Source organism: Variovorax beijingensis (genome assembly GCF_007828835.1).
Lineage (GTDB): Bacteria > Pseudomonadota > Gammaproteobacteria > Burkholderiales > Burkholderiaceae_C > Variovorax > Variovorax beijingensis_A.
The window spans coordinates 1-14,172 of sequence record NZ_VIVL01000007.1 but is presented as its reverse complement, the minus strand read 5'-3'; the positions used below and the strand labels follow the sequence as shown (position 1 = coordinate 14,172).

The 14,172-nt window shown below is 65.2% G+C and carries 11 protein-coding genes; 5 read left to right on the top strand and 6 right to left on the bottom strand.

The window, feature by feature from the left end; all coding sequences use genetic code 11:
• The first annotated feature begins 17 nt into the window (after positions 1–17).
• The 5 genes from FB547_RS20020 to FB547_RS20000 are packed head-to-tail and all read left to right on the top strand — an operon-like array spanning position 18 to position 5,072.
• Entirely contained in the window at positions 18–1,031 is a 1,014-nt protein-coding gene (locus FB547_RS20020; protein ID WP_145745259.1) for an ABC transporter substrate-binding protein, read from the top strand.
• Positions 1,028–2,110, top strand: a complete 1,083-nt coding sequence (locus FB547_RS20015; RefSeq protein WP_145745257.1) for an ABC transporter permease — start codon at positions 1,028–1,030, stop codon at positions 2,108–2,110. Before FB547_RS20020 ends, FB547_RS20015 begins: the two co-directional genes overlap by 4 nt.
• Positions 2,104–2,901: an ABC transporter ATP-binding protein gene (locus FB547_RS20010; protein WP_145745255.1), complete on the top strand. Its 798-nt coding sequence runs from the start codon at positions 2,104–2,106 to the stop codon at positions 2,899–2,901. The genes FB547_RS20015 and FB547_RS20010 overlap by 7 nt, the downstream gene beginning before the upstream one ends.
• A gap of 1 nt (position 2,902) precedes the next feature.
• Positions 2,903–4,072, top strand: coding sequence for a c-type cytochrome (locus tag FB547_RS20005; protein WP_145745253.1), 1,170 nt, complete (start codon positions 2,903–2,905; stop codon positions 4,070–4,072).
• Positions 4,073–4,106: 34 nt separating this feature from the next.
• Positions 4,107–5,072, top strand: a complete 966-nt coding sequence (locus tag FB547_RS20000; RefSeq protein WP_145745251.1) for an ABC transporter substrate-binding protein — start codon at positions 4,107–4,109, stop codon at positions 5,070–5,072.
• Positions 5,073–5,141: 69 nt separating this feature from the next.
• On the opposite strand, the gene FB547_RS19995 is transcribed toward FB547_RS20000, so the two are convergent.
• The 6 genes from FB547_RS19995 to FB547_RS19970 form a co-directional block, all read right to left on the bottom strand.
• Positions 5,142–6,380 (bottom strand): DUF6708 domain-containing protein, encoded by a 1,239-nt coding sequence (locus tag FB547_RS19995; protein WP_261380345.1) that lies wholly within the window; start codon positions 6,378–6,380, stop codon positions 5,142–5,144.
• A 39-nt stretch (positions 6,381–6,419) separates the two neighbouring features.
• Positions 6,420–7,544, bottom strand: coding sequence for a hypothetical protein (locus FB547_RS19990; RefSeq protein WP_145745249.1), 1,125 nt, complete (start codon positions 7,542–7,544; stop codon positions 6,420–6,422).
• A 49-nt stretch (positions 7,545–7,593) separates the two neighbouring features.
• Complete coding sequence (locus tag FB547_RS19985; RefSeq protein WP_145745247.1) at positions 7,594–8,706, bottom strand: MFS transporter; 1,113 nt, start codon at positions 8,704–8,706, stop codon at positions 7,594–7,596.
• A 14-nt stretch (positions 8,707–8,720) separates the two neighbouring features.
• Positions 8,721–11,603, bottom strand: coding sequence for a T6SS effector BTH_I2691 family protein (locus FB547_RS19980; protein ID WP_145745246.1), 2,883 nt, complete (start codon positions 11,601–11,603; stop codon positions 8,721–8,723).
• A 5-nt stretch (positions 11,604–11,608) separates the two neighbouring features.
• On the bottom strand, positions 11,609–12,775 hold the full coding sequence (locus tag FB547_RS19975; RefSeq protein WP_145745244.1) for a DUF4123 domain-containing protein: 1,167 nt from the start codon (positions 12,773–12,775) through the stop codon (positions 11,609–11,611).
• Positions 12,775–14,172 (bottom strand): type VI secretion system Vgr family protein (locus FB547_RS19970; RefSeq protein WP_145745242.1); only part of this gene is annotated, 1,398 nt, incomplete at its 5' end. The genes FB547_RS19970 and FB547_RS19975, both read right to left, overlap by 1 nt.

Here is a 14,172-nt window from a genome sequence, read left to right as displayed (position 1 = left end):
AACTACTGGAGTTCCCGATGACCGCATCTCTTTCACACGCTATATCGCGCCGGGGTGTCCTGCGCGCAGGCGGCGCCGCTGCCGTGGTCGCCTCGGGCGGCCTGATCGCCTCGCAGGCCTTCTCGCAGCAGGCACGCAAGCTCACTTTTGCATGGAACGCCGCCGCGTTCTGCCTCTCGCCCGTCGTCGTCGCGCAGGAGCGCGGCTACTTCGAGCGCAATGGCCTGCAGGTGGACCTGATCAACTACACCGGTTCGACCGACCAGCTGCTGGAGTCGCTGGCCACGGCCAAGGCCGATGCGGCGGTGGGCATGATCCACCGCTGGCTCAAGCCACTGGAGTCGGGCTTCGACGTGAAGATCGTCGGCAGCTCGCACGGCGGCTGCGTGCGGCTGGTGGGTGCGAAGAGCGCGGGCGCGACCAGCATCGCAAGCCTCAAGGGCAAGATCATCGGCGTGTCGGACATCGCGAGCCCGGGCAAGAACTTCTTCTCGATCCTGCTTGCGAAGAACGGCATCGATGCCGACAAGGACGTGACCTGGCGCCAGTACCCGGCCGACCTGCTCGACATCGCGGTGCAGAAGGGCGAGATCCACGCCATTGCCGATGGCGACCCCAACGTCTACCTGATCGAGAAGCGCAACAAGGGCGCCTTCGTGGAGATTGCGAGCAACCTCTCGGGCGAATACAAGGACAAGGTCTGCTGCATCGTCGGCGCGCGCGGCGAACTGGTGCGCAAGGACAAGCCGACCGTCGCGGCCCTCGTGCGTGCCATCGCGCAAGCCTCCGACTACGTGGCCGAGAACCCGAACGAATCGGCCAGGCTGTTTGCGAAGTATTCGCCCAAGGTGCCGATCGAAGACCTGCGCGCATTGCTCGGCACGCTCACGCACAACCACCATCCGCTCGGCAAGAAGCTGCGCGACGAGGTGGAGTTCTATGCGCGCGATTTCCGCGGTGTCGGCGTGCTCAAGAAGACCACCGATCCGGTGCGCTTTGCCGAACACGTCTCTTTCGATCCACTCGCATGAGCACCCCAGACCCCGCATTGGGCTTCGATTCCCTCCCCTTCCGGGGGCGGGCGAGGGTGGGAGCCGCGGCGCCCGAACGCGCGCCGGCTCCTGCTTCGACATCGACCCGCATCCAAGCAGCTGCGCCCGCATGGCGCATCGGCTTCGCCGCCGCTGCAGCATGGTTCGCCCTGGGCCTGCTCACGCTCTACTGGCCGAACAAGGCCGTCGGCTTCAGCGACTGGGCCTACACCGACGAGTTCGGCATCGCCGCCATCGCGGTGGGCGCGCTGCTGCTGGCCGTTGCATCGCTCGGGCCGCGCGCCGGCCGCGTCGCGCATGCGCTGCGGCCCGCGGGCCCATGGCTGGTCGCGCTGCCCGTGCTGTTCGCCATCTGGGAGATCGCGACCGCCAAGCTCGCGCTGCTCCCCACGCCGTTCTTCGCGCCGCCGCAAAGCCTGGTCGAGACCTACATCGACGACTGGCGCCGCCTCGGCGAAAGCCTGCTGCACTCGACCCGGCTGCTGGCCCACGGCTTCGTGCTGGGCGCGCTCGCGGGCTTTCTCACGGGCGTGACCATCGGCTGGTCGCGCATCGCGGGCTACTGGGTGCATCCGGTGCTGCGCTTCGTGGGGCCGGTGCCGGCTTCGGCGCTGCTGCCGCTGGCGTTCTTCTTCTTTCCGTCGAGCTATGCGGCCGCGGTGTTCCTGATCGCACTCGCCACGGGCTTTCCTGTGGCGGTGCTCACCTGGTCGGGCGTCGCTTCGGTCAACCGCAACTACTACGACGTGGCGCGCACCATGGGCGCGAGCGAGCGCTTCCTGGTGCTGCGCGTGGCGATTCCGGCTGCCTTGCCGCAGGTGTTCGTTGGCCTTTTCATGGGGCTGGGCGCGGCGTTCTCGGTGCTCGTCACGGCCGAGATGATGGGCGTGAAGGCCGGGCTGGGCTTCTATCTTTCGTGGGCGCAGGGCTGGGCCTCGTACTCGAACATGTACGCCGCGCTGATTGTGATGGCCGTGCTGTGCTCGGGCCTGATCACGCTGCTCTTCAAGGTGCGCGACCGCGTGCTGTCGTGGCAGAAGGGGACCGTGAAATGGTAGCCACCGCAACAACGGCAGGTGCAGGTGTGCGCCAGGCCGGCGCGCACATCGACATCCGCGGCGTGAGCCATTGGTTCGATGTGTCCGCGGGGCCGCTGCAGGTGCTCGACGACATCGACCTCACGGTGAAGCCCGGCGAGTTCGTCGCGCTGCTGGGGCCGAGCGGCTGCGGCAAGTCGACGCTGCTGCGCCTGGTGGCGGGGCTCGAGCCCGCCACGGCCGGCCGCATCACGCAGGACGATGCGCCCATCACGCGGCCCGACCCGTCGCGCATCGTCGTGTTCCAGGACCCGACGCTCTACCCCTGGCGCAGCGTGTGGGACAACGTGGCGCTGGGCCTGCAGGCGCGCGGCGTGCTCAAGGCGCAGCGCGGCCGCGTCGACGAGGCGCTGAAGCTTGTCGGCCTCACCGACTTTGCCAAGGCCTTTCCGCACCAGCTCTCGGGCGGCATGGCGCAGCGCGTGGCGCTGGCGCGCGCGCTGGTCAACGATCCGCAGCTGCTGGTGCTCGACGAGCCGCTCGGCAAGCTCGACTCGCTCACGCGCATTGCGATGCAGAGCGAGTTGGTCAACCTGTGGCAGCGCGCGGGCTTCTCGGCGCTCTTGGTGACGCACGACGTGGAGGAGGCGCTGTTCCTCGCCAACCGCGTGATCGTGCTAAGCGACCGGCCGGCGCGCATCGCAGCGGAGATCGTGGTCGACCTGCCGTATCCGCGGCACCGCGGCCATGCGAGGCTCGCCGAACTGCGGCACGAGGCGTTGCGGCACCTGGGGCTCGACGCCACCTGGTGAGATGAACAGCACGCCCGAGGCCGATTGGCTCAACCTGCTGATCGACCTGCTGCAAGGCGCCCAGCTGCAGCTGCTGCGCGTGCTCGATGCACTCGGGCTCGCGCAGCATGTGCACGGCCAGCCGGCGTGGCCGTGGGCGCGGCGGCTGTCGGGCGAGAACCTGCTGATCGACCTGGGACAGGCGCGCAGCTTGGCGTGGACGCTGGTGTTCGTCGCAGTGGCGGTGCTCGCGTTGCTGCTCGCGCTGCTCTGGCCGCGCCTGCGCTTCTACTTTCTCGCGTTGGTGCCGATGCTGCTGATCGCAGCGCCCTGGCCCGAGTCGCGCGTGGTGCTGGTGCCCGCAACGCCCACCAGCTTTCAGGCATCGCCGACCGGCTTCACGGCCAAGTCCATCGCCCGGGGCCGCATGCTCTACCAACAGAACTGCGTGGCCTGCCACGGTGCGGACGGCAAGGGCGAAGGCCCGCTCGCAGCCTCGCTGGCGGTGTGGCCGCCGGACCTCAGCGGTCCATTGCTGTGGCGGCGCGCCGATGGCGACCTGCTCTGGCGCATCCTCCACGGCACGCGCGATGCGCAGCAGGGTGGCCAGTCCACGATGCCCGGCTTCGCCGGAAAGCTCGGCGAGGCCGACGCCTGGGCGCTTGTCGACTACATGAAGGCGCAGGGCGCGGGCCAGAGCCTGCGTGCGCTCGGCAGCTGGCCGCAACCCATCGGCCTGCCCGACATGGCGGTGCGCTGCGGTTCGCAACCGCCACGACTGCTCGCGAGCTGGCGCGGGCAGCGCGTGCGCATCGTGGCGGGCGGCGCGATGCCGGCCGAAGACCCGCGCCTCGTGACCGTGCTGCTGCGGCCGCCTTCGAGCGCGGTTGCAACGGCTGCCGATTGCGTGGCCGACTCCGCCGCCGGATGGGAGGCGCTGGCGCTCATCGCCGGCACCGAGCAACTGGCCGGCACCCAGCTCATTGCCGATCGCGACGGCTGGCTGCGCGCGCGCGGTGCGCCCGGCAAGGCGGGCTGGTCGGACGACGACCTGCTGTGCCGCAGCGAACGCGCGCCCGGTGCGACGGTGGAGCAGGGCGCTGCTGCACTGCCCGCCGATGGCCTGGGCGCGCTGATCGCCCGCATGGACGCGCAGCCGGTGCGCTTCGTCAAGGGCGGCTTCATCCACTGACTTTTTTCTTATCTCGACTGAACACGGAGAACCCATGAACCCACATCTCGACCGATCACGCCGGCAGCTTCTTGCACGCGGCCTCGCCGCTGCCGTGGCCTTGCCCGCCTTCTCATTGCAGGCGCGCGCACAGGGCCGCCCTGTTCTCAAGGCCGGCGACCAGAAGGGCGGGCTGCGCGCGCTGCTCGAAGCGGCAGGCGGACTCGAGGACCTGGGCTACGACATCCAGTGGTCCGAATTCCCCGCGGCCGCGCCGCTGGCCGAGGCCCTGAATGCCGCGGCGGTCGATTCCGGCCCCATCGGCGATGCGCCGCTCATCTTTGCGCTTGCGGCCGGCACGCGCGTCAAGGCCATCGGCGCGAACCGTTCGGATTCCTACGGCACCGCAGTGCTGGTGCGGCCCGATTCACCGCTCAAGACTGCGGCCGATCTCAGGGGCAGGAGCATCGCGACCAACCGCGGCTCCATCGGCCACTACGTCACGCTCAAGGCCATCACCGCGGCCGGCCTGAAGCCCGACGAGGTCAACATCCGCTTCCTCGCGCCGGCCGACGCCAAGCTCGCGCTCACGCAGGGTTCGGTCGACGCCTGGGCCACCTGGGAGCCCTACACCGCGCTGGCCGAGGTCAGCCGCCATGCGCGCGTGCTCGTGAGCGGACGCGGGCTGCTGCCGGGGCTCAGCTACCTCGCGGCCACCGACGCCGCCATTGCCGCCAAGCGGCCGGTGCTGCAGGACTTTCTGCAGCGCGTGGTGAAGGCCCAGCTCTGGTCGTACCGCAACGTCGATGCCTACTCGGCCGCGCTGGCCCGCATCATCGGCATTCCGCCCGAGGCGGCCAAGCTGCAGTTCGAGCGCCGCCAGCAGAAGTGGTTGCCCATCGATGCGCAGGTCATTGCCGACCAGCAGGGCACGGCGGATTTCTATCGCCAGGTGGGGCTCATCAAGCAGCCGCTGGATGTGAAGAGCACGTTCGACACGGGGTTTGGCGTGGCGGGCTGAGCAAGAAGCGCAGAGCCGCGTGCGGCATTCGGTCAGATACGTCCGGCGCGCGGCGCATGCGCGGTCGCTTCACGCCTTGCGCGACATTGCTTCTTGCACAGCCTCGGGCGTTCCCCAGTGCTGCAGGAACTCGATCTCGTCGGCTTTGCTCAGCTTGCCTTGTGCCCGGTAGACGAGAGCCGTCATCACAGCGCCCGTCTGCACCGGCTTGTCTTCCGGTTCGCCCATGCCTGAATCGCTTTGCCATTCCTTCGGAAATGCAGGCCATGAACAGGTGACCTGGCTGAGCATGTGATAGGCGGTTTCCATGACTCCGGGACGTTGCTCCAGCTTGTACTGGCGGGCACTGGGCTTGCCGCAGTAGGTCGTGTGCTCTTGCCCTATTCGCTCGGGAATGCCCTCCCGGCCAGGACCGTATTCCATGTAGCGACGGATGTACTCCCACAGCGGCGCCGCGTCCTGCTGCATGGGCAATGTGGGGCCAACGAAGATGGCGTCTTCGCCCTGGGCGTGCGGATCGGCAGCGTCGAAGGGCGGGTGGTAGAGGATGAGCGAGTAGTACGCGGCCTTTCCAGGCGCTCCATTCTTTCTGGCCAGCAAGTCATAGCCGTCCATGTCGACGATGGCACGCAGGCGATCCCAGTCGAAGACGGCGTTGCCGCCGCAACCTCGTGGCCTCAGAAGGTAGACCTTGCGCGTTATTCGATTGAAGCGGATGCGGCCTCGTGCATAGGTGAAGAAGCACGTGCGCACGCCCATGATGTCGAACCACAGCCAGAGCAAGACACAGCAGCCGAGGGACAAGGGGAAAAGCAGCAGCCAACCGAACCATAGATCGGCTGAAGTAGCCACATTTTCGCTGGTACCCCAAAACAGCAGTACGCGGTCAAAAACTATGGGGTGTAGAGAAAAACCGTAGAACCCCCAGAAAATCAACAAACAGGGGAGAAGAACAAATACCGTTCCGATGCCTGCTTTCCATTGCCGGTCCCACCCTGAGTTGCACAACTCCAGGTAAGTTTCGTTCTGCGCGTAGATGCACCGCCCTGCTGGCAAGGCGGCATTACTGAGTTCTACAGGCTCGACAGGCTTCAACAGCCTCTTGCTGCCGTCAGCCTGCACGCACCTGCGCCCCTCCTCAATCGAACGTCTGCGTGCACGCTGATAGACATGCTCATTTGGGAACATTCTGTAATTCCTGGCGGTCCGATCCAACTCGGCTCGCCGGTTGGCAAGCAGCACTTCTTTTAGGTCGGTGTGATTCGGAGCTTGTTCTTGTTCAGTGGACGATCCGCCCAATTGATGCATTCATCTTCCAGTGCAGTCGACAGCAGAAAGTCTCGGCGTTCACTCCTTGCGTGACCTCGCGTCTTGCTGCGCCTCGGCCGTTCCCCAGTGCCGCAGGAACTCGATCTCGTCGGCCTTGCTCAGCTTGCCTTGCGCTCGGTAGACAAGCGCCGTCATCACAGCGCCCGTTTGCACCGGCTTGTCTTCCGGTTCGCCCATGCCTGAATCGCTTTGCCATTCCTTCGGGAACGTAGGCCATGAGCAAGTCACTTGGCTCATCATGTGGAAGCTTGTTTCCATGAAGCCCGGTTTCTGTTCCAACTGGTACTGGCGTCGGCTTGGCTTGCCGCAATAGGTGGTGTAGTCCGGATGCAGGTAGCGGGCGATGCCCTTGTAGGTGGAAGAAGCATCGGGAGGCACGTGATCGACCGTGGGACCGACCTCCATGTATTGGCGGATGTATTCCCACAGGGACGCTGCCTCTAGAGGACCCGACAGTCCTGGGCCGACGAAGATGCAGTCTTCGCCCTTGGCGCTCGGATCGGTCGGATTGAACGGCGGGTGGTAAAGCGCCAGCGCCTTGATGGTCTGCTTGGCGCCTGCGCTGGAGCCTTCGGGTTCGAACAATGCCACCAGGCGCTCCCAGTCCAGCACCACGTTGCCGCCGCAGTAGGCAGGCCGCAGCACATACACCTTGCGGGTGAGCCGGTTGAAGCGGATGCGCCCCCGGGCATGGGTGAAGAAGCAGGTGCGCATGCCCATGTAGTGGAACCACGCGAAGATCATGAAGGCGCTGGCCAATGCAAGGGGAAATAGCAAGAGCCAGCCAAAGGCGACATAGGGCCAGTCGTCCTGCCCATAGGGCATGGTCGGCCAAAAGAAGATGATCGTTTCGAAGAGAAGAGGATGGACCGCGAATCCATACCACATCCATATCAGCACGAGAGCCGGCAGGAGAACATAGAGATTCCCCATTCCGGCACGCCACTGCAAATCCCACCCCGGGTTGCACAGCTCCAGGTACGCATCGTTCTGGGCGTAGGCAGCCCGACCTGGCATCTCGATACCGCGCGCACCGGAGCGCTGGGTCGGCCAGTGTTTTTGCCCTTGCAGGTTGAGGTGGGCGCGGCCTTTTTCGGGGGAGCGGCGCCTGGCCAACCAGTAGCTGTTTTCGCGAACGAACATGAAGGGTTCTCAAGTGGGGTGCAGTTCGGCCTGCACGCTACTTGCCGTGCTACCTCGGCGCCTTGCACGGCCAGCGCAATGGCTCTTCGGGGCCGATGCCGCTCTCGCGACGTTTCTGGCCACAGTCGCTGTTCCATTCTTCGGGGAACGTGGGCCAGTAGCACAGCCGCTCGGCCAGGCTGTGCAGCGGCGCCCACAGGAAGTTCGTCGCGTAGTTGGTGAAGGTCGCACCCGAGGTGCCCTTGCCGATGATGTCGTCGCGCATGTGCGAGCCATGCATGACAGTTTCTTCCAGATGCTCGCCAGGGCCACTGAATCCTTTGCGTAGCCACTCGTGCTCGGAAGGTCTGGGTACGGCATCCATGCCTTCCTCCATGAAAGCTCGGATGTATTGCCACAAAGCCTCGCCGCTGCCGCTGGGACCAACCCAGAGTATGTCTTCTCCCTTGCGCTCGGGATCGTTGGCATTCAGCGGGGGCCAATACAACAGTAGATTGCTGTCCAGTCCAGCCGAGCGCAGGCGCTCTTCACGCGCCACCTCGCTCGCTGCGAGTTGTTCGGCCGTCCAGGACTTTGGCGGGGCCCACCGAACATGTGCCTGCACGCGGTCCCAGTCGAGGATGACATTGCCGCCGTACTTCTTCGGGCGCAGTGCGTAGACCTTGCGGGTGGTTCGATTGAAGCGGTAACGGGCGCGCAGGCTGGTGAAGAAGGCTGGAGCAAACAGGTAGGGCCATGCCAAGAAGTACAACAGGCAGAACACCAAGAGGAACATTCCAAACATCGCACCAGCGAACCAAGCGGGGTCTGTTCCGAGAATTGCACTGACAGCTACGTATAAAGGTAGGGCAAGGACGAAGGCGAAAAGGAAAAAAAGCAATGAGCTGAGCGAACGTTTTTCCTCTTCCGCATTGCTTAGCTCAATGAAATGCTCGTTGAAGTCGAACAACGAGCGCATTCCGTAGAGTTGAGGCCGTGCGAGTTTCTGCTGCTCGATCTTTTCCTTTCTCGTAAGCTTTGGCTCACTCTCCCGGCGAGGTGCCATGCCCTCATGGATCCCGTACAGCCGCGTGTATTGGTTAATGTCCGCAAAGTACGCGAGCGCTTGAGGTGTACCTCTGCTGCGTTGCTCCTGTCGATAACCGCTCTCTGAAAGAAACATGTGGTCGCCGTTCGTCAGTCCATATCTGCAATCGCATTGGCGAGCTGATTGAGCATGAATTGCTCGCTGTTATGCGGAATCTTTTTGCTGTCGGCTTTCCGGAAAGGTTCGGCCATGAGCCAGTCGATCCACTCTTTTTCCTTCATCTTCTCGATGGCATAGCTGAGCGCCAATGTGGCAGCGCCTGTCACGAGATTGATGCGAGTGCACCAAAGAACGACCTTCACATTCTTGAGATTATGAGCGCTCAAAAGTACTGATCCGATGGTTGTGCCACCAACAATGGCACGGCCATAGTAGGCGAGAGCGAGGAGATGATTTTCTTCTCGACGCGCCGCTCCACCATCAATCGCATCCCAAACCACCCCCACAACCGCAGCAGACGCAACCCAGTGCGCCGCACCGATCTTCAGCATGCGCAGTTCATTGTCCAATGCCGTCACCAGATTTGCCCGCGCGGCCAGCGGCGTTTCGGCTTTGATCGCCTCGTAGACGTTCTTTTCGTAGTAGTCGGATCGCCAACTCTTCCAGGTTCCCATCGCGCCGGCCAGTGCCCCTGCGCTCTGGCTGCCCGCCCTCGGATCATCGCCACGCTCGCTCGCGCGACCGAAGGTCGGGATCAGGCTCATGATCTCCAGGCCCCCGACCACCGACGGAATGCGCATGTTCTTCACTGCGTTGTCTGCACCCAGCGCCAACGCCCGATCCACCCGGGCTTGCATCTTCTCGCCCTTGTGGTCGTAGTGCCGCTTCCACGCTCGTCCGCCCGGCCTGGGATTGTGTTTGTTGCTGTAGACCACCTGCCTTCCCTCGGCATGCAGTTTCTCGTCCAGCAGGCGCTGCTCCGCTCGCACGAACTCAATCGCCTTGTCGCCCAGGCCGTGCGAGAGCAACACGATCTGCCCTTTGGCGAGGTTCAGCTCCATCGCCGAAGCACCCAACTTCTGGGCCGCCCGCACCACCGCAATTCCCCACACCGAATGAACATTCTTCGCGGCCGTCTCGGCGATCTTCTGCAGTGACTGAATCTTCTGCATCGTGCCGGCTCCGGGGTCGACGAGCTTGGACGCTTCTTTGATCAGCGTCTGGCTACCCTTGAGCGTCTTCGGGATCTTCTCCAGCGCCGCCGCCATCGCGGCCCAGGCCCGCTGCTGGCGCGCGCTCTCTTCTGCCGTTTCCGCATCCGCCACCTCGGTGGCCGGCGGCAGCGTGTCCTTCAGTGTGTCCAGCACGCGCAGCAACTCCTGTGAGATCGCCTCGTTGTTCAGCGTCGCCATGCGCCACACGAGGTTCTTCGGTTCGTCCTTGAACAACTGGAGATCGGCATACCACTTGCGCCCGCGCGGGCTGCTGTCCATGGTTTCCAGAATGGCGCACAACTGGCCCGCGCAGCGCGCGCCATCGCGGGTTTCGATGCCGCTCGGCTTGCGGTCGTAGCGCCCCAGTGTCTTGACCAGGAATGCATCGCACTGGAGCCAAGCGATCAGGTCCTCGCTCATCTTGTCCATGCACTTGTCGCGCTCCTTGATCTGCGCCATGTGATCAGCGTCGAAATCCTTGAGCCTGGCCTCATCGACATGCGCAAGCGTCGTCTTGAGCGCGGCTTCGGATTCCGCATCGCTGATGAGCCTACGGTCCGATTCACGCGCGGCAATTTCTCCCTCCAGCGCTTCCCGGCGCTGCGCCCGCATCGCCTCGACGGACATCTCGGCATAGGTCCCGTCCTTTTGCCGGACCATCGTCGTGCTCACGGGGTAGGCGCGGCGCTGGCCCAGGACGTCGTGCACGCTCTTCAGGCGGTCCGTTTCGGCGTCATACATGCCCATGGCCTTCTTGTAGAGGGCTCCGCGCACGGTCTTGATGCTCTCGCTGGCTGCGTGCTTCCATGCATTCGTCACGGTCGCGTTGCCGGGGTCCGAAGCATCGACCTCCTTGAGCCACTGCACATACGGCATGGCGGCGGTGAGATGGTGCAGGCTGAGTTCCTGGGCAATGCCGATGGGGTCGTCGCATGCGACGACGGCGCCCTTGTGCTGCGTCAGGAACTCGGCCATCTTTCGCAGCCGGGGGCCATGCGCGTCCTTGTAGAGCGGGCCGGTGATGCGTGCGATGTAGGGGCCAATCGCCATGCCGGTGACGGGGCCTGTGTCGGTGACGGCCACGCTGCCGTCGGCGCGGCGCGTCTCGTTGCGCACCTTCTCGAAATGCCGGCCGGTCCGTGCCTCCTCGTAGGTGCCCCATTCGCGCTCGGCGCCGTGCACACCCATGAGTCCGTAATGCTGTTCGCTGCCCACGGTCTGTACGGCTGTGTCCTTCAGCGCCGAAAACTCCATCACCTGGCTGTTGAGCTGTCCCGGTTGGCAGGTGTCCTTCTGGCTCGTGTTGCCGCCCAGCCACCCTGCGACATCGAACTTCTGCATGTAGGTGTCGCGCTGGGGCTCGATGTGCTCGAACAGGTGCTTGGGCACGACCGGGTCCGGGTGGAACATGTAGTGCAGCTCGGTGACGTTCTTCGCGTCCGCCACCCACACCATGGAGGCGTTGGCGCCGCGCACTTCCATTTCGCAGGCCGGGTTCGACTTGGCAGCCTCCGGAAACCCGACGTCGAACTGCGCCAGGTAGCCGTGGGGGTGCACGATGTAGGCAAGCCACTCGGGGTGGGCCTTGCATACGTTCTGAATCCGCACGTACAGGTAGCCCGGCCGCAGCATGCGCACGCCGTAGAGCGCCGTGCGCATGGCCACGCCGCCGGGCTGGGCCTGGAAATTTCCCGTGGGCTGCAACTGCTTGAGCGCAGCGAGCCCCTGCTCCTGCGCGCTGAAGGCGGCGGCATAACGGGTAAACAGGATCGGCAGGCCCTTGCGATCGCAGTTTCGGCAGGGGGTGGCGCAAGGCATGGACTTCAGTCTCTTCGCGAAGTGTTGGGGTTGGTCGAGATCGAGAAGGCTTGCTCGGCTTCATGCAGTGCGCTGGCAAAGCCAGGTGAAGCAACGCGGCTGTTGGCCGGCTGGTTCGTGTGATCGCGTGCCGGATGCATCAGGGCGAGCGCCTGCCGCAGCACGGCCGCATCGCGGGGCGCCGACCAGTCGCGTGCGATGAGTCGGTCATCGTAGTGGTGTGCCCTCCATGACGCGTCGACGAATTCGGATAGATCCGATTCCTGGGTCAATCCCAATGCAGCCCCTTGGCGAAGGAGGCGGGTCATCGTTTCTCCATCGGGTTGGCGTCGAATGGGAATTCGTCGCGAAGCCATGCTCAACCACAGCCGCGTACCTGTCGTCGCACTGTGCGCCGCATGCCATTGATCGAGGCGCAAAAGATGGCGCATGGTTTCGTGCCGTGGCTCTCGAGTCGCTGCCTGGGACAGGACCGGCCGGGTGGCAATGAACCATTCGGGCGAGTCTGCGCCACTGCCGGTAGGTACTTCTCCACCCGTGGCGAATGCCTCCTCGTATGACCAAGGCCGCCAGGGTTGGCTCAATGCCCACCACCCTGTCACTGGTCCGAGCCACTGCAAGCGCTGCTCGTCATCGAGCAGCGGCCACACGCGCTGCATGACGCGTGCATCCTGGTAGCGGAAAAGTTTGTCTTTGCCGTCGGCGGGCGAGGTCTGAAAGCCGAGGCGGGTCCAGTGCATTGCAATGCTCGCAGGCGTTGACGGACTGAAGACGACGGCGCACAACATCTGGTCCACCAGGCGGCGCTCGCTCTGCAGCCGTGCTGCGGCCAGCGCGAGTTCTATCGTGTGCAGGACAGCCTGGGTACTGGCATCGAGCGCATCGGCTACCCAGCCTTCAGGCAGTGGCACGAGGGTGGGCGCGGCTTCGGGACGTCCGCGGTAGATCTCGTCGGGGACGTCGACTCGTTCATCGGCCAACAGCGGATGGTGCTCCTGCAGGTGCTCGGCGAGCGGATTGTCTCGCCACCGTTCGAGCACCAGGAAGGCCGACAATGGTGGGGCGACGGAGGCTTGCGCAGGCGACCCCTGCGTCTGCGCCCTGGCAAAGCCTTTTTGCAAGCTGCGCAGCAGAAGCGAGGCATCCGGGTGCACGGGCAACACGCTAGCCATCAACGCGAGGCCGATGCGCCGCCCGCGGCGCCGCTGTCCTGCAGGTCGCACTTGGCTTCGTAACCCTTGGACGTTGGAAGGCTCTTCGGCCCCACCATCGAATGCGAAGCCGCATGCGCACGCCACACCCCATTGGTGCCGCTCTCGATGCCGTCCGCACTCCATCGGGTGTAGCTGGAGCCGCCGTTGATCAGCACCTCGTCCCGGGCCGTGATGGTGATGCGGTTGGCCTCCATCTTGATGTTGAGCTTGGCCAGCGCATGGATGCTGGCCTTCATCGCCGTGATGTCGATGTCGGCCTTCGCCGCGGTCACGCGGATGCCGGCCTTGGCCGCGGACAGGCGCACCGCCTCCTTGGCGCTCACCAGGAAGCTGTTGCCGGCGGCCACGCTGGTGTGCGCGCCGCTCGTGAGGGCCGTGTGCTCGCCGCTCACGAGATGGGTGCTGCCGGCCGTGGTGGCCTGGATGCCCGCCGGGCTGGCCAAGGTCAGGTGCGGCTCCTGGAATTCGGGGAAGAGGCCGTGCGCCTTGTCGCCGCCGCTGCCCTTGATCGCGTCGTTCTGCGCCTTCAGCGCCCGGGCCACCTCGTCCTGGTCGCCGGCCTCATGCGCCTGGGCCGCCTGCGCGGCCTGGCCCAGGCTCTCGTGCAGGTCGCGCCCCTGCGTGAGCCGGGCGGTGGTCTCGGCCATGTCGGTGATGTGACCCTGGGCGTTGGGCCGCGCCTCGGTGCTCAGCAGCAGGCCCTGGCCGGCGCGCAGGGCGCCATGGCCGTCGGTGCGCAGCTCGGCCCCTTGGCCGCGGTCGTCCTTGCGGCCCGTGACGTCGTCGAGGCGGCCGACGTGGCCCAGGCTCAGGCTGCTGCTCTGGTGGTCGCTCTTGAGCTGGGCCTGCACCTTGCCCGTGGAATCGTCCAGCGCCAGGTGGTTGCTGCGCCCGCCGCCCAGCTCGCGGCTGCGCAGGCCCGTGAGCTGCTTTTGGCTGGGCAGGGCCCAAGCGGGCATCTCGTCGGCGTTGTGCACCCGGCCGGTGACGATCGGGTAATCGGGGTCGCCGTTGAGGAAATCGACGATCACCTCCTGCCCGATGCGCGGCAAGGCGGCCGCGCCGAAAGTGGCGCCGGCCCAGGATGTGGACACGCGCACCCAGCAACTCGAATGCTCGTCGCGCTGGCCGATACGGTCCCAGTGGAACTGCACCTTGATGCGGCCGTAGCGGTCGGTCCAGATCTCCTCGCCCGCGGGGCCCACCACCAACGCCGTCTGCGGCCCCTCGGTCCAGGGCTTGGGCGTGCTGCGCCGCGGACGCCAGGCGTAGCTCGTGGGCTGGGCCTCGAAGGCGAAGCGCTGCACCGAGCCTTCGGAGGCATCCACCCCTTCGCTGGCCTGCAGGTTCTCCTG